The organism is Pedobacter sp. AC190 (assembly GCF_979258025.1).
In genome coordinates this window covers 4,683,766-4,700,336 of record NZ_OZ409824.1, presented here as the reverse complement: position 1 = coordinate 4,700,336, position 16,571 = coordinate 4,683,766, and the positions used below count along the sequence as shown (strand labels likewise).

At 35.5% G+C, this 16,571-nt stretch carries 17 protein-coding genes; 13 read left to right on the top strand and 4 right to left on the bottom strand.

Features of this window, described 5'->3' with window-relative positions; translation table 11 throughout:
- The first annotated feature begins 1 nt into the window (after position 1).
- From kaiB to ACZZZI_RS20480, 12 genes are all read left to right on the top strand, one after another.
- Positions 2 to 289 (top strand): circadian clock protein KaiB, encoded by a 288-nt coding sequence (gene kaiB / locus ACZZZI_RS20535; RefSeq protein ID WP_344768704.1) that lies wholly within the window; start codon positions 2 to 4, stop codon positions 287 to 289.
- The gene (locus ACZZZI_RS20530) at positions 289 to 603 is read left to right on the top strand and encodes a circadian clock KaiB family protein (RefSeq protein ID WP_316757856.1); all 315 of its coding nucleotides are present in this window, start codon (positions 289 to 291) and stop codon (positions 601 to 603) included. The genes kaiB and ACZZZI_RS20530 overlap by 1 nt, the downstream gene beginning before the upstream one ends.
- A gap of 3 nt (positions 604 to 606) precedes the next feature.
- Complete coding sequence (locus tag ACZZZI_RS20525) at positions 607 to 2,322, top strand: ATP-binding protein (protein ID WP_463491106.1); 1,716 nt, start codon at positions 607 to 609, stop codon at positions 2,320 to 2,322.
- A 166-nt stretch (positions 2,323 to 2,488) separates the two neighbouring features.
- Positions 2,489 to 2,962 carry a Dps family protein gene (locus ACZZZI_RS20520; RefSeq protein WP_463491104.1) on the top strand — a complete coding sequence of 158 codons (474 nt, stop codon included), beginning with the start codon at positions 2,489 to 2,491 and terminating at the stop codon, positions 2,960 to 2,962.
- 68 nt (positions 2,963 to 3,030) lie between these two features.
- Positions 3,031 to 3,726: a LytR/AlgR family response regulator transcription factor gene (locus tag ACZZZI_RS20515; protein ID WP_344768711.1), complete on the top strand. Its 696-nt coding sequence runs from the start codon at positions 3,031 to 3,033 to the stop codon at positions 3,724 to 3,726.
- Between the two features lie 63 nt (positions 3,727 to 3,789).
- Positions 3,790 to 5,997 carry an ATP-binding protein gene (locus ACZZZI_RS20510; RefSeq protein WP_463491101.1) on the top strand — a complete coding sequence of 736 codons (2,208 nt, stop codon included), beginning with the start codon at positions 3,790 to 3,792 and terminating at the stop codon, positions 5,995 to 5,997.
- A 319-nt stretch (positions 5,998 to 6,316) separates the two neighbouring features.
- Complete coding sequence (locus ACZZZI_RS20505; protein ID WP_463491099.1) at positions 6,317 to 6,868, top strand: hypothetical protein; 552 nt, start codon at positions 6,317 to 6,319, stop codon at positions 6,866 to 6,868.
- A 244-nt stretch (positions 6,869 to 7,112) separates the two neighbouring features.
- The gene (locus tag ACZZZI_RS20500) at positions 7,113 to 8,159 is read left to right on the top strand and encodes a cupin domain-containing protein (RefSeq protein ID WP_463491097.1); all 1,047 of its coding nucleotides are present in this window, start codon (positions 7,113 to 7,115) and stop codon (positions 8,157 to 8,159) included.
- Between the two features lie 17 nt (positions 8,160 to 8,176).
- Positions 8,177 to 8,863: a YoaK family protein gene (locus ACZZZI_RS20495; protein WP_463491095.1), complete on the top strand. Its 687-nt coding sequence runs from the start codon at positions 8,177 to 8,179 to the stop codon at positions 8,861 to 8,863.
- A 10-nt stretch (positions 8,864 to 8,873) separates the two neighbouring features.
- Complete coding sequence (locus ACZZZI_RS20490; protein ID WP_463491093.1) at positions 8,874 to 9,335, top strand: redoxin domain-containing protein; 462 nt, start codon at positions 8,874 to 8,876, stop codon at positions 9,333 to 9,335.
- A gap of 2 nt (positions 9,336 to 9,337) precedes the next feature.
- A complete protein-coding gene (locus ACZZZI_RS20485; RefSeq protein WP_463491091.1) occupies positions 9,338 to 9,853 on the top strand; it encodes a DsbA family protein in 516 nt (171 codons plus the stop codon).
- A 149-nt stretch (positions 9,854 to 10,002) separates the two neighbouring features.
- Positions 10,003 to 10,824: an alpha/beta fold hydrolase gene (locus tag ACZZZI_RS20480; protein ID WP_463491089.1), complete on the top strand. Its 822-nt coding sequence runs from the start codon at positions 10,003 to 10,005 to the stop codon at positions 10,822 to 10,824.
- 89 nt (positions 10,825 to 10,913) lie between these two features.
- Here ACZZZI_RS20480 and ACZZZI_RS20475 read toward each other — a convergent pair whose 3' ends face one another.
- The 4 genes from ACZZZI_RS20475 to ACZZZI_RS20460 all read right to left on the bottom strand — a co-directional run bounded on the left by ACZZZI_RS20475 (position 10,914) and on the right by ACZZZI_RS20460 (position 13,877).
- Positions 10,914 to 11,405 (bottom strand): DUF6691 family protein, encoded by a 492-nt coding sequence (locus ACZZZI_RS20475; protein ID WP_316757863.1) that lies wholly within the window; start codon positions 11,403 to 11,405, stop codon positions 10,914 to 10,916.
- A 5-nt stretch (positions 11,406 to 11,410) separates the two neighbouring features.
- On the bottom strand, positions 11,411 to 11,974 hold the full coding sequence (locus ACZZZI_RS20470) for a YeeE/YedE family protein (RefSeq protein WP_463491087.1): 564 nt from the start codon (positions 11,972 to 11,974) through the stop codon (positions 11,411 to 11,413).
- A gap of 241 nt (positions 11,975 to 12,215) precedes the next feature.
- Complete coding sequence (locus tag ACZZZI_RS20465) at positions 12,216 to 13,415, bottom strand: pyridoxal phosphate-dependent aminotransferase (protein ID WP_463491085.1); 1,200 nt, start codon at positions 13,413 to 13,415, stop codon at positions 12,216 to 12,218.
- A gap of 63 nt (positions 13,416 to 13,478) precedes the next feature.
- Positions 13,479 to 13,877 (bottom strand): DUF1573 domain-containing protein, encoded by a 399-nt coding sequence (locus ACZZZI_RS20460; RefSeq protein ID WP_316757868.1) that lies wholly within the window; start codon positions 13,875 to 13,877, stop codon positions 13,479 to 13,481.
- A 172-nt stretch (positions 13,878 to 14,049) separates the two neighbouring features.
- On the opposite strand from ACZZZI_RS20460, the gene ACZZZI_RS20455 reads away from it, so the two are divergent.
- Positions 14,050 to 16,470 (top strand): alpha-ketoacid dehydrogenase subunit alpha/beta, encoded by a 2,421-nt coding sequence (locus tag ACZZZI_RS20455; RefSeq protein WP_463491082.1) that lies wholly within the window; start codon positions 14,050 to 14,052, stop codon positions 16,468 to 16,470.
- The last annotated feature ends 101 nt before the right edge of the window (positions 16,471 to 16,571 follow it).

Here is a 16,571-nt window from a genome sequence, read left to right as displayed (position 1 = left end):
AGTGGCTAAATTATATGAGTTGAGGCTGTATGTTGCCGGTAAAACATCAAAATCGGTTGTGGCTTTAGAAAACCTTAAGAAAATTTGCGAGGAACATTTGAAGGGTCAGTATAGCATTGAGGTAATCGATTTGCTTGAAAGACCCCAGCTTGCCGAAGGTGATCAAATACTTGCTATTCCGACTTTGGTTAAAAAAGTACCAGAACCCGTACGTAAAATTATTGGAGATTTATCCAACGTTGAAAAAGTATTAGTTGGGCTAGATATTCGTCCAAGAACAACCAGTTAATGATAGAAGAAAGCGATCATTTGAATCCCAGAGAAGATATAGTTGAGCATTATATTTTACGGCTTTTTATTGCCGGTTCCTCACCAATATCTGCAAGGGCCATTACGAATCTTCGCCACATCTGTGAAGAATTTCTTAAAGACAAATACATACTCGAAATTATTGATGCCCACCAGCAACCAGAACTGGTAAAGGAAGAGAATGTTACGGCTTTACCTATGCTAATTAAAAAAAATCCAGGTCCTAAAAAGCGTTTGATTGGCGATTTTTCTGATCGTGAAAAAGTTTTACTTGGATTGGGAATTAGGAGTTAGTTTATGGAGAAATCTATCGAACATATTAAACTTGAGGAGGCTTACCGTGAACTTCAGATTCAGTTGGAGGAGGCAAATGATATTGTAGATGCCATTCGAACTGGAGAAGTTGACGCCTTGGTTGTTAACGGAAAAGACGGGCACCAACTGTTTACCTTGAAAAGTGCCGATCATTCTTATCGGATATTTATTGAGCAGATGATCGAAAGTGCAATTACACTTGATCAAACCGGACTAATTTTATACAGCAACTCACAATTTGCAGCACTTTGCCAAGCTCCACTGGAAAGTGTAATTGGAAAAGATTTCCTAAATTTTGTTGATGACGATTATAAAGTTTTCGCTAAGGAAATAATTGATAGCGCCTGGGAAGTCGATACTAAAGCTGAACTCTTTTTAAGAAACGCAAATGGCGATAAAATTGCCGTTCAGCTTTCAATTAAGCAGTTGAGACTTGATGAAGGGGTTTCACTGAGTGTAATTATAACGGATCTTACAGACCTTAAAAAATCTCAGTTTCTTTTACAAACAAAAAACGAAGAGCTCGAGAAAGCGAGAAAAATCGCTGAAGAGCTTAATGAAAACCTGGAATTTCTTGTTCAAAATAGAACCTTGGAACTAGAAGCAAAAAATAATGAACTGATTACTGCGCTTAATGATTTAAAAGAGAGTGAAGATAATCTGCATTCTGCCTTTAATGCTGGTGAACTGGGAAGTTGCAGTTTGGATTTAAAAACAGGTAGAGCTGAAATGTCTGAAAAATTCCGTGAACTTTATGGACTTCCTATAGCTGGAGAGATTAACTGGGAAATGGTTCTTTCAGCGGTTGATCCAGGCTATATTAATGAGCTTAATGAAGTGCTACAAAAATGCATAAAAAGTGGTACTCCTGTTGATAGCACCTATCCAATAAAACACATTCTAACTGGTGAAAGAAGATGGATGAGGGTAGTTGGTAAATGTAAAAAAGATCATTCGGGAAACTTTGTTGGCGTTTATGCCGTGCTTATGGATGTAACCGACCAAAAGCAAGATGAGCAGCGGAAAAATGATTTCATTGCAATGGTGAGCCATGAGTTAAAAACACCGTTAACTTCGATGAAGGGTTATATTCAGGTATTGCAAATGAAGGCTAAAAAAGATAACCTTGATTTTGCAAACAAGGCTCTAGAGGGTGCAGACAGACAAATTGGCAAGATGACGAAGATGATTAATGGCTTCCTGAATGTTGCCAGACTTGAATCTGGAAAAATCAGGATGGATTTTGCAAAAGTTGAACTGACAAAATTAGTAAGTGAAGTTGTTGATGAATACGCAACAACGGCTAACAGTCATCACCTTGTTCAAAATTACTGTAATGAATTATTGATTATGGCAGACAGGGATAAACTGGGTCAGGTTGTTAACAATCTGATTAGTAATGCAATGAAGTATTCTCCAATTAATACTGAAATATTTATCGATTGTTTTATCGATGAGCAAAGTGCAGTATTTAAAATTACAGATCAGGGAATGGGCATCAGTCAAAGTGATCTTCCGAGGTTATTCGATAGATTTTATAGAGTCGAAAACCTGAAAACAGCCACTGTAGCAGGGTTTGGAATCGGTTTGTATCTTTCAGCAGAAATTATCGAAAGACATAATGGTAAGATATGGGCAGAAAGTGAGATCGGCAATGGAGCTAGTTTCTATTTTTCAATTCCTTTGATAACTGTATAAAGCCTGGTTTGCTGATACTATTAATCATTAAACGCTAAGTCGAACTATTACGGTAATACAACGACTCCTTTTGCCCATTTACCGAAAGCTATATCTATACAGATGTTTTATTTATAATCTTTAATCAGAAAAAGAGCAATAATGCTTAATGATTAAATATCAAATTATGAAAACTAACATCGGACTTACAGCGCAAAATGCAGATGCTGTCGCAGTAGAATTGGCAAAACTTTTAGCAAACGAATTTGTACTGTACACCAAAACCAGAAATGCACATTGGAATGTTACTGGAGATAACTTCCATGCAAATCATATTTTTTTCGAATCCCAATATCAAAAGTTAGATGGATTGATTGACAGTGTGGCCGAGCGTATGCGCAAAATTGGACATTATGCGCCTGCTACTATGAAAATCTATTTAGAATTAACGCATCTTACCGAATACAGTGAAAGAACGAACGATGGCCTAGGTTATATGAAAGACTTACTTGCTGACCATGAAAGTATCATCGAATTTATTAGAGGGAATATCACCCCTTTTGCAGAAAAATATAAAGATTATGGTTCCAGCGATTTCATTACTGGCTTAATGGAAAGCCACGAAGAAATGGCTTGGATGATTCGTTCGTACTTTAAGTAAATTCTTAAAGTATAAGCTTTAAACGCAATAGAGTAATTATATTTGTGTAAATCATTCCTAATATCTCTATGAAAGCTCTAATCGTTGATGACAATGAAATTGCCAGAACTACTTTGGCGCATTTGGCAAAACAGATTCCTAATTTAACAATTGAAAGTGAATATTCTAATGCCATTGAAGCTTACAATCATTTGCAAAATAAGCAGGTAGATTTGATCTTTTTGGATATAGAAATGCCTGAAATGAGCGGAATTGAGTTGACCAAAAATCTGTTAGGCAAGGGAATTATTGTAATTTTTACAACTTCGAATAAGCAGTATGCGCTTGAAGCTTTCGAATTAAATATTGCTGATTATTTGCTAAAACCGTTTACAATTGCCAGGTTTCTACAGGCCGTTGGTAAAGCACAGGCAATATTTGAAAGTAAAAAGGAAAATGTACAGTTTGGAAATGAGGAGTTTTTATTCGTTAGAGACTCCAACATTACAAGACGCCTAAAGCTGGATGATATTTTTTACGCAGAAGCCATGGGCGACTATGTAAAGTTTTACACCAAGGAAAAAATGTTTGCTGTACATGGAACAATGAAAGCTGCAGAAGAACGTTTGCTAAAGGTTAATTTTATAAGGGTTCATCGCTCTTATATTGTTGCAGTTAGTAAAATTGACACCCTACAAGATGGTGGAATAATAATAAACGGGCAGTTTATCCCTGTCGCCGATGCTTATAGAAAAACACTCAATACAAAAATGAATGTTTTTTAGGCGCTTCTATTAATATTAATGAATTATGGTTTTTAGGTAATCATAATTAATAAATCATTATTTATGATAAATATATCCTCGGTAATGGGCAACAAACGTTTCGCTTATTTGATTGTGCTGACCTTTATTGCCGATTCTATATTGTTGATTGCTATTCAAATCAACTCGGCCAGGAATACAAAGGAGCTGATAAGAAATAACAACACCCTTTTACATGAATTACGTTCTAGTAATCATTTGAGAGAAATTGATCGCGATATTTTAGGTGTAGAGAGTAGGATTAGAGCATCTATAGCCACAAATGATACTACACATTTGGAGGGTATAGACCAAAAAATTGATGAGGTTGAAGTTTTTTTAGATTCGCTATCGAAAGATAATTCTGATGAAGCAGAAGAAAAGTTGATACATCGGTTGAGTGTACTTGCGCTCGATAAAAAAATAGTGAAGGAAAAACTCTTAAATCGCTATTTTTCTTTGGGTAATATGGATGATAAAACATCTATTGCTAACCCAAGGGCAAGAATAATCTCTAATGAAATTACCAGTATCACAGGACAGATTTACAAAATTCGCCAAATTCAAATGGCGAGCTTAAGTAAAAAGAATGAAGAGATTGGAAATAAAGCAAAGATTTATGATATTTCTTTGCTTGCATTATTAGTTTTAAGCGGTTCTATTATTGGTTTTCACATTATCCGTCAATTTCGCAGACAACATTTATTAATCCAGGAATTAAATATTGCGGAGAAAAACGCAACAATAGCAGCACAAACTAAAGAAAATTTTTTGGCTAATATGAGCCACGAAATCAGAACGCCATTAAGTGGAATATTGGGTTTTACCAATTTATTACAAAAAAGAACTTTAGATTCTACTGCCACAGAATTTGTTTCTTCAATTCAGCGATCGGGGGAAAATTTAATGGCTATTGTTAACGATATTCTTGATTTATCGAAAATTGAAGCAGGAATGATGCGCATCACTCCTGGAACCTTCAGCATTAATGGGCTGGTGAATTCTGTAGAAACATTATTTTTAGAACGTGCAAAAGAGAAAGGTTTAACTATTTCCAGTAATATTGAGCAATCGATACCAGATACACTTATTGGTGATGCGACAAGGCTTACACAGGTTTTGGTGAACCTAATTGGAAATGCCATAAAATTTACACAGCAGGGAAAAGTTACCATAGAAGTCAATGCAAAATCGCAAACCAAAAATCAAATTATTTTGAATTTCAAGGTTTCTGATACTGGTATTGGTATCAACAAAGAAAAATTGGTTGAGGTTTTCGAGAGATTTAAGCAAGGAGAAGATTCTACTACAAGAAATTATGGCGGTACTGGTTTGGGTTTATCAATTGTTAAAAGCTTAATTCTGCTACAAAATGGCGATATCGAAGTAAGTAGTGAGCCAGAAAAGGGAACAACCTTTAGCTTTTATATTCCCTACAATATTTCTGAAGAACAACTTAATGCGGCTATAACGATAAATCCTGAATATTTTAAAGATAAAACCAATACACCATTACGTGTTTTGATAGTAGACGATAATGCTATTAATCAAAGTTTAATGGAGCATTTGTTGTTGCAATGGAACATTGATTTTAATATTGTTTTTAACGGACAGGAGGCGGTTGATCAACTGGCGATAAAAGTATATGATTTGGTTTTGATGGATATACAAATGCCTATCATGGATGGATATACCGCTACGCAACAAATTCGCGAAGTTTTAAAACTTGATATTCCCATCGTTGCAATGACAGCGCACGCTATGGCAGGTGAACGCGAAAAATGCCTAAGCAGGGGGATGAATGAATATATTTCTAAACCGATAAAAGAAGAAGAATTATTTAAATTGATATCGAGCTTTGGTTTAGAAAATGCTAAACAATCGTCCAAAGGAACTGAAACAAGCCAAATAAAATTTTTATATATCGACCTCATTTACATGAAATCGATAAGTGGAGGCAATAGCGTTTTCGAGCAAACCGTAACGAAGCAGTTTATTAATAACGTACCTGAGCATTTGCAATTGCTTTTAAGCGCTTACGAAAACAATAATGTTGTAATTGTAAAGCATGGAGCACATGATTTTAAATCCAGTATAGCCATAATGGGTTTGTTGCCGTTATTAGAAGAAAAATTAGACGTGCTGGAAATGATGACTGAACGGAATGAGGAATCGAAAAAGGCTTTAGAAGAGATAGAACGCGTACTTCACTTAGCGGTTGCAGAGGCAAAGGTTTTCGTAAACACATTTTAAATTTACTTTTTGAAATAGATTGCCATTTTATGCTCTTTTAAATTTGTGATTTGTCGTTAAAAACTAATTTTCAATTTATAGTTTAAATTAAATTTTGTTTGAGATTCAACGACATTTCTTGCCTATTAGTCGAACAGCAATTTTTGTTGGAAATGTTTGATTGTAGATTTAACACATTAAGTAATACAGACAGATAAATTCAAAATTATGGGAATTCTACAAACCTCAGAAAATGCATTATTCCACTCTACAGTAACCGCTGTAATTAATGCGCCAATAGAAAAAATAGGATTTTTAAATCATTAAAAATAGAATTACCATGGAAAATCAAGGTGCTTCGGTTGTTATTACCCATCATATTTTAGATGGAAAACAACAAGATTATGAGAATTGGCTAGCTGAAATTTTGCCAATATCCAAGCAGGCAACGGGATTTATCGATTTACAAATTGTAAGACCAATAGCTCATTTAACTTTTGTTTATACCGTAATTATTCGTTTTGATACTATCGATAATCTTAAAACTTGGATGCAGTCTGACAGCAGAAGAAAACTAATTGAAAAGGCAAATCCATTCTTTAGGAAAAATGATAGATATCAAATAAAATCGGGCCTGGATTTTCTTTTTAATGATAAAAGTAATGACAATAAAGTGCCCGTTCGTTGGAAACAATTTTTAACCACTTGGTCGGCTATTTATCCTTTATCTCTTTTAACACCTTTATGGCTCTTTCCCATACTAAGGTTTTTTCAAATCCCTGCAAATCATTATTTTGATACCTTAATAGGAACGGGTATAATTGTTGTTTTAATGGTGTATGTGATCATGCCAAATTACACTAAACTGATTAAGCGTTGGTTATATCAATAATTTAAATTACTATAAAATATTCCAGAATTAAATCATTGAAATCTCAATGATTTTTTTGTTTTAAGGGGAGATTAATGAGAGCACAGGAATTTATAAATCCAATCAAAACGTTAAGCAAAAAACTTCTCAAAGTCAACGATAGTTTTTGCCTATTCACCGAATTGCGATTGAAAAAACTTCAATTCTGCGATAGCTTTACAGTAGAAATAAACGCACATTCTTAACAACCATTAAAACTATTATTATGAATACGGAATCATTAAGTTTCAAATACGAACTAGAAAAAAAAGCGCCTCGCAAAAATGATGGCGGTACTACAAGGGGGGCTTCTGTTACAGATTTTCCAGCATCCATTGGTATTGCAGGTGTTTCAATGAGATTGCAGCCAGGAAGTATGAGGGAATTACATTGGCACGCCAACGCGGCAGAATGGGCTTATGTAATTTCTGGAACAGTACGTACCACAATTATTCATCCAGATGGTAACAGTTATGTCGATAATTTTGAGCCAGGTGATGTTTGGTATTTTCCAAAAGGTTACGGACACTCTATACAGGCAACAGGGAGCGAAGAATGCCACTTTATTTTGATTTTTGATAATGGTAATTTTTCTGAAGACCACACCTTTAGCGTAACGGATTTTGTTTCCTGCATGCCTGCAGAAATTATTGCACAAAATTTGGGTTTAACACTTGATGAAGTTGCAGCATTACCACAAAAGGAGGCTTATTTTGCTAAGGGGATTGTTCCAGATGAATTATCGTTAAATGCGCTTGCTCGTCCTGACGAAAGCGATATAGCATTAACCAGCTTTCACCGATACCCTCTCCATGCACAACAGCCAAGAATTGTTCCAGGGGGTGGTTTGCAAAGATTGGTTACCAGCAAAGAATTTCCAATAAGTAGTACAATGTCTGGCTCTATTATAGAGTTGCAGCCAGGTGCTTTAAGAGAAATGCACTGGCATCCAAATGCAGATGAATGGCAGTATTATATTTCAGGTCAGGCAGAAATGTCGGTTTTTCTTGCCGAAAGCACAGTTGTAACCGAGCAATTTAATACTGGAGATGTAGGTTATGTACCTATGGGAGCAGGGCATTATATCAAAAATACAGGAGATACAGTTTGTAAAATCCTAATTGGTTTCAACAGTGGAACCTACCAATCTATTGATTTAAGTGCATGGTTGGCTGGAAATCCAAAAGATGTTGTGGCTACCAATTTTGGTTTGGCAACTGGCGAAATTGAAAAATTTCCAACAAAGAAGATGTTCATTCAACCTGGAAATTAAGTTTCAATCCTCATAAAATGAAACAATCAATTCATAGATCTTCTTTAGCCAAGCAAGTTAGATTGCAAGAGAGATTGGCGATATTTTTGGCTTTGATTGCAGGATATGTAGATGCAACTGGATTTGTGAAATGGAAAACCTACGTTTCGTTTATGAGTGGAAATACCACGCAGTTGGGTGCTGGGCTATCCAGCCAAAGCTTGGTCACATTGATTACAACACTAACTGTAATTTCAAGTTTCTTAATTGGGATTTACTTAGGAACTTTCTTGTTTTTTTGCAAGATGCTGAAGGTTAAATCATTATCTTTTTATGTGGTTGCTGGAATACTAATGATCTATACGATAATTGCTTATTTTTATTCTATCAATAATATTTCATCAGTTGCAATTATCGGATTTTCGATGGGGATAATGAATACAATTATCACATCCGTTGGAAACCAAAAGGTAAATACCGATTTTGTTACTGGAACATTAACCAGTTTGGCGAGAAATACAGCTTTGCTAAGTATGACAAATGATGTGGCGGAAAGAGAAGAATATAAATCAAATGCCATACATCTTCTACTACTATGGATTAGCTTTTTATCAGGTGCGATTTTTGGGCCAATTATGCTCGGCTACTTTGGAAATTGGACATTAGCTTTTCCAGCAACGCTCATGCTAGCGTGTGGATTATGGATATCAAATAATAAACTCTAAAACTAATACAATGTTAGAAAAAAATAAAGTAGCACCCGATTTTTCATTATTTGCTACACCAGATCAGAAAATTAAATTGTCGGAATTTAAAGGGAAAAATGTGATTCTGGCATTTTATCCAGCCGACTGGAGCCCAGTTTGTAGTGACCAAATGGCCTTGTACAATGAAACATTGAAATTTTTTAAGCAGTACAATGCAGAGATTTTTGGGATATCCGTTGATAGCAAATGGTGTCACCTGGCATTTTCGCAATCCAGAAATTTACATTTCCCATTATTATCAGATTTTGAAGCAAAAGGAGAAATTGCCAAAAAATATGGTGTTTATAATGAACAGGAGGGAGAATGCAATAGAGCATTATTTGTTATTGATATACACGGCATCATAGCTTGGAGTTACTTATCTCAAACTGCAATTAATCCTGGTGCCGACGGAATTTTAGACGCTTTAGAAACTCTTAAAACAGCATAAATATGTCACTAAAACCAACAGTCAGCAATACTGACCATGTGCAAGGCAACTTAGAAGCCGATTTAGTAATTGTAGAATATGGCGATTATCAGTGTCCATATTGCGGAGCAGCTTATCCTATTTTGAAAGACTTAATGAGTCATTTTCAAAACCAGGTTAAATTCGTTTTCAGAAATTTTCCGCTTTCCGAAATTCATCAGTATGCCAAACCAGCAGCACTTGCGGCAGAGGCTGCTAATTTACAAGGTAAATTTTGGGAAATGCATGATGCGATTTATGAAAATCAGCAAAATCTAGATGAAAATTTCCTTTTAGAACTGGCGGAAAAACTAGAATTAAACGTTTCTAAGTTCAAAACTGATATCAATAGTAAAGCTTTAGAAGAAAAAGTAGAAGGTGATTTTGAAAGCGGAATTTTGAGCGGAGTAAACGGAACACCATCATTTTATGTAAATGGTAAAAAATTTAATGGAGGTGCCGAAGATTTATTTCAGATGTTAATAGAGAATGCTGGATAATTTCTAATAGTTAATTACCAATTATTTTTTCCTAATTAAACGAAATTATCTTAGGATAAGACGGATTGAATTTCACACCACTACATTTGATCAAGAATAAAGACAACGATTTCAAAATAAATTAATCCTAAAAACTAAACCCTAAAATCATGAGCTCACTAAAATTAAAAGACGGAACAGAAATTTTCTACAAAGATCAAGGACAAGGACCAACATTGATGTTTCATCACGGATGGCCTTTATCATCAGATGATTGGGATGCGCAGGTAATTTTCTTCCTGCAGAAAGGTTACAGAGTTGTAACTCACGATAGAAGAGGGCACGGCCGTTCTAGTCAAGATATTTATAATCATACAATTGAGCAATACGCTTCTGATGCAGCTGAATTGGTTGAATTTCTTGAACTTAAAGATGTGGTACACATCGGCCACTCTACTGGTGGTGGCGAAGTGATTCGTTATGTAAACAAATATGCTAAAGGAAGAGCAAAAAAAGCAATTTTAATAAGTGCAGTTCCTCCAATTATGGTTGCAAGCGAAAGCAATCCTGATGGTGTTCCAATTTCAGTTTTTGATGGTATCAGAGCGCAAACGTTGAACAACAGACAGCAGTTTTATCTCGATTTAACGATTCCTTTTTACGGATACAACAGGGAAGGTGCAGATGTGAAAGAAGGTGTACAGAGAAACTGGTGGAGACAAGGCATGATGGGTGGCATTGTTGCGCATTACGATGGAATTAAAGCTTTTTCAGAAACTGATTTTACCGAAGATTTAAAAGCGGTAGAGCTTCCTGTATTAGTGTTGCATGGTGAAGATGACCAGATTGTTCCTTACCAAAATGCGGCCTTAAAGTCTATCAAATTATTGAAAAACGGAAAGTTGATTACTTATCCTGGCTTCCCACATGGCATGCCAACTACACAAGCTGCAACAATTAATAAAGATATTTTAGAATTTATCTTAGCCTAAGCTTATTCTAAGTAAGATTACATTATTAACGTTGAGTTGATGGTGTAATCTTATTATAGATAACGAGATCGGTTTAGGCTTTAAAATTTTTAGTGCGGCAACTTATCTCTAATTAAGCCATAACACCAAGTTCCAGCAATTGCGCTTAATAGCGTAACCAAAATTACCGTTGCACCAGTGCCTATTTGAGCAAATAGTGGCCCTGGGCAGGCTCCAGTTATAGCCCAACCTAATCCAAATAGTAAACCGCCATAAATTTGGCCTTTGTTAAACTTTTTAGGATGAAATTCGATGGTCTCACCATGAATGGTTTTAATATTAAATTTTTTAATGATAAAAATAGATATCATGCCTACGATTATTGCGCTACCTATTATGCCATACATATGAAAAGATTGTAACCGAAACATTTCTTGAATCCGAAACCAGCTTACGACTTCTGATTTTACGAATATAATGCCGAAAAGTATGCCAACTGCAAGGTATTTAAGGTTATTATACCATTCTTGTGATGTATGGTTTTTATTTATAGCTGTATCTGTTGAGGATACTTTAAAATCTGAATTAGGATGTTTTTGCATTTTGATTAAAGCGCTAAGATGTAAGGCAAAATTACGTTAGCCATAATTAAACCACCAACCATGAAGCAAATGGTAGCTACTAAAGAAGGCCATTGTAAATTTGATAAACCCATAATAGAATGGCCACTCGTGCAGCCTCCAGCGTATCGGGTTCCAAAACCAACCAAAAAGCCGCCAACAACCATGAGTACAAAACCGCGAAGTGTTAGTAAAGAAGACCAACTCATTACATCAACTGGAATTAGATCTTGGTAATTGGTTATACCATAGCCCGCCAATTCTGCAGTCAGTTTTGGATTAACTACAACAGGGTTTGGGTTTGGAAGCAGGTTAATTGCGATTACACCACCTAAGAATATTCCAAAAACGAAAAATAAATTCCAAGCTTCTTTTTTCCAATCGTACTTAAAAAAAGTAATGTTTGCAGGAATACAAGCTGCACATATATGGCGTAATGAGGAGCTGATCCCAAAAGATTTGTTCCCTAAAATTAGTAACGTTGGAACAGTTAATCCAATCAATGGGCCTGCCACATACCAAGGCCAAGGTTGTTTCAAAAAATCGATCATGGTTTTCTATTCTTATTTTCAGTTTATGTATTTCATCTTATATCTGTAAACAGTCGCAGAAAATGTTTCGTTCTGAAAAGCCATTTTATAAACTATTTGTGCAAAATACAATTTACTGCCAATATTAATTTATTGTCGTTTTAATAAGCTGTAAAACTAATGGTAAGCAAGTAATCAAATTCAGAAACAAGAAAGCCACTAATTCAAAAATTAGTGGCTTTCTTGTCAAATCTTAGTATTATTAAATGGTTCGTCCAGGATATTGTTGTAATGCAATTTCTAAACAATCCATTGCCGAATTCAAATCATCTGTATTTAAAACATAGGCCATACGAACTTCCTGTTTTCCAGAACCTGGTGTAGAGTAGAACCCTGTTGCTGGAGCCATCATAACGGTTTGGTTGTTGTGTTCAAAATCTTCTAAAATCCACTGGCAAAATTTATCTGCATCATCAATTGGGAATTTAGCAACAACATAAAATGCACCTCCAGGATTTGGACAGAAAACACCTTCAATATTATTCAATCGACTTACTAATGTATCTCTACGTAAAGTATATTCCGTGTTAACTTTTTCAAAATAACTATCTGGCGTATCAACTGCTGCAGCTCCTGCTATTTGTTCTACCATTCCAGGGCTTAATCTTGCTTGTGCAAATTTTAATCCCGAAGCAATTACTTCTGCATTTTTTGTAATTAAACAACCTAAACGAGCACCGCAAGCACTGTAACGTTTAGAAACAGTATCCATAATTACAACATTTTCATCTAAGCCATCTAAATGCATAGGCGAGATAAATTCACGTCCATCATAACAGAATTCACGATAAGCTTCATCAGAGAATAAAAATAAATCGTATTTAATACAAAGTGTTTTTAAAGCCTCTAATTCTTCTCTTGAATATAAATAACCTGTTGGATTATTCGGATTACAGATAATGATTGCTTTGGTTTTTTCAGTTATCAATTTTTCGAATTCTGCAATAGGAGGAAGGGCAAAACCATTTTCTATATAAGATAAAATAGGCTTAACCACTACATTGCTCATGCATGCAAAGCCATTGTAGTTCGCATAAAAAGGTTCAGGGATGATGATTTCATCTCCTTCATTTACACAAGTTTGCATGGCAATGGTAATGGCTTCAGAACCACCAACAGTTACCAGGATATTTTCGGGCTTAATGTTGTAACCTAATTTATTGTAGTATTCTGTTAATTTTAAGCGATAAGCTAAAGTACCTTCAGATGGAGTATATGCCCAAACATCGAAATCGATATTCTTAATCGCATTTAACATTCCCTCAGGAGTTTCAATATCAGGTTGACCAATATTTAAGTGAAAGACCTTTTTACCGTCTTGCTTTGCTTTATCAGCAACTGGAGTTAATTTTCTGATTGGCGATGCAGGCATCTGCAGGCCTTTTTGTGAAATTTTTGGCATGGTGCAAAAATAAAAAAAGTCCCAATGAAAATCGGGACTTTTAAAATATTATCGATTAAAAAATTACTTAGAAGCTGCAGCTACAGTTTCGCCTTTAATGTAAAGTACTTTTACAGGCGTTTTAGCATTTGAAGTCACTGTTACTGTTTTAGTAAAAGGTTGAGCTGCTCCTGCTGCATTAAAAGTTACAGAAATTATACCTGTTTCGCCTTTTTTCAAAGGAACCGTAGTATATTTTGGAACAGTACAACCACAACTTGCTTCAGCTTTAGAAATTATTAACGGCTCTTCGCCAACATTGGTGTATTTGAAATCGTAAGTTACAGGCTTGTTTACCGTAATTTTACCGAAATCATGAGTTTCAGCTTCAAATTTAAACTCAGCAGGCTTCGCTGCAGTTTGTGCATTAGCCATTACACCGAAACCCATTACAAAAGCGAATAATACAAATAATTTTTTCATGTTTATGTGTTATAAATAGTTGTTTAAAAATTATAAATCAAATTTAATATTTATAAATTAAAACAAAAACTATTCCAAGTTTATTTTACAAGTCCATATATAATTTTACATTCAAGGATAAAGGCAAACTTTTAATTTTGTATATATTTGTCGCAACCAATATTTGATTACGATGCAGAATGAAAAATTGAATACTAACTCTATTGATACTTCTGAATTAAGTTTTAACGATTTTAAATTAATTGTTATAAACGATTATAAAATAGCCTACGAAAGCAGGCAGGCCAGTGTTTTAGGCCGTAGAGAGGTATTAACAGGGAAGGCTAAATTTGGCATTTTTGGTGATGGTAAAGAGGTTCCTCAAATTGCCATGGCTAAAGCATTTAAGAAAGGAGATTGGCGTTCGGGTTATTATCGCGACCAAACTTTTGCCTTTGCGGCGGGAATTTCAACAATTAAGGAGTTTTTTGCTCAATTATACGCAAACCCAACAGAGGGAGCTGATCCTTTTTCAGGCGGCCGACAAATGAATTGCCATTTTGCCACAAAATCTATTAATGAGGATGGAAGCTGGAATGATTTAACAGAAATTAAAAACAGTTCGTCAGATATTTCCCCAACGGGTGGTCAAATGGCTCGTTTGGTTGGTTTGGCGTATGCCTCAAAATTATTTAGAGAAAATAAAGAATTAGATTACTTAAAACACTTTTCTGTAAATGGAAACGAAGTTGCTTTTGGTACTATTGGCAATGCTTCTACTTCGGAAGGTGTGTTTTTCGAAGCCATAAATGCGGCGGGAGTTTTGCAAATTCCAATGGCAATTTCCATTTGGGATGATGCTTATGGGATTTCCGTTCCTGCTAAATTTCAAACAACCAAAGAAGATATTTCAGAGGTTTTAAAAGGCTTTCAGCGAGCGGATGATGCAGCTGGTTATGAGATTTACAAAGTTAAAGGTTGGGATTACCCAGCCTTGTGCGAGGTTTATGAAAAAGCTATAAATGTTTGTCGTGATGAACATGTGCCAGTTTTAATTCATGTTACCGAACTTACTCAGCCACAAGGTCATAGTACCTCTGGTTCTCACGAGAGATATAAATCGAAAGATAGGTTAACCTGGGAGGCTGAACACGATTGTATTTTAAAAATGCGTGAGTGGATGCTGGAATCGGCAATTGTAACTGAGGAAGAAATTGCTGAGCTTGAAAAAGCGGCAAAAATCTTAGTTCGTAATGCTCAAAAAGAAGCTTGGAATGAATTTTTAGATAGCATGAAGTCGGAGCAAAAACAAGTTGTCGATTTAATTTCGGCAATGGCTCAAAATCAACCAGAACTTTCTAAAATATCTGCTCAATTGGCTTCTACAGCTGATGCTCAACGTCGCGAAATATTCGTAGCAGCCCGCAAAGCAATACGTGTATCTGCAAAAAATCTTTCGCCCGAACGCGATGAATTGCTTAACTGGTATAAAAATCAAGAAGAATTAAATTACGATAGATACAATTCCAAACTTCATACCAACGGAAATGAATCACCTGAAAATATTCAGATAACTGATGCTGTTTATGATGAATCATCGAAAATGGTTGATGGGCGTGAAGTTTTAAACGCTTGTTTTAACGAAAATTTTTCACGTGATCCACGCTTAGTGGCTTTTGGCGAGGATTTAGGGAATATCGGGGATGTGAACCAAGGCTTTGCAGGCTTACAAGCTAAATACGGAGAATTACGGGTTACTGATACAGGTATTCGTGAAATGACGATTATGGGGCAAGGTATTGGCCTTGCGATGCGTGGTTTAAAACCCATTGCCGAAATACAGTACTTAGATTACTTAATATTTGCTTTAAATGTTTTAAGCGATGATTTGGCGTCATTATCATATCGTACAAAAGGTATTCAAAAGGCACCAGTTATTGTAAGAACCAGAGGTCATCGCTTGGAAGGTATCTGGCATTCTGGCTCACCAATAAGCATGCTTTTAGGCTCGTTAAGAGGCTTACATTTATGTGTGCCACGCAACATGACCCAGGCCGCAGGAATGTATAATACGCTTTTTAGAGCCGATGAGCCAGCTGTCGTAATCGAATGCCTAAATGGGTATCGATTGAAGGAAAAATTACCAAATAATGTAGGTGACTTTACTGTGCCTTTGGGCAAGGCAGAAGTTTTAGAAGAAGGAACTGATATTACTGTAGTTTCTTATGGTTCGAGTTTAAGAATTGTGCAAGAAGCGGCAGAAGAATTGGCAACATTTGGAATTTCTGTAGAAATTGTAGATCCTCAAACTTTGCTACCTTTTGATATTAATCATGTTTGCGCTACTTCTTTAAAGAAAACCAATAAACTTTTGGTTGTAGATGAGGATGTACCTGGAGGTGCTTCTGCATATATTTTACAACAAATTTTAGAAGATCAAAAAGGTTACTTTCACTTAGATGGCCAACCTAAAACATTATCTGCGAAAGCTCATCGTCCACCTTTTGGTTCTGACGGAGATTATTTCAGTAAACCTTCGGTAGATGATGTTGTGGAGATGATTTATAAAATGATGCATGATGCAAATTCTGCGAAATATCCTGCAATTTTCTAAACAATAAACGACTAATTTTATAGGCTAACACTGATTTTTACAACTAATGGTTGTAGGAATTGGTTTTAGCCTTTTTTATAAGACAATTATTGTGCAAAATG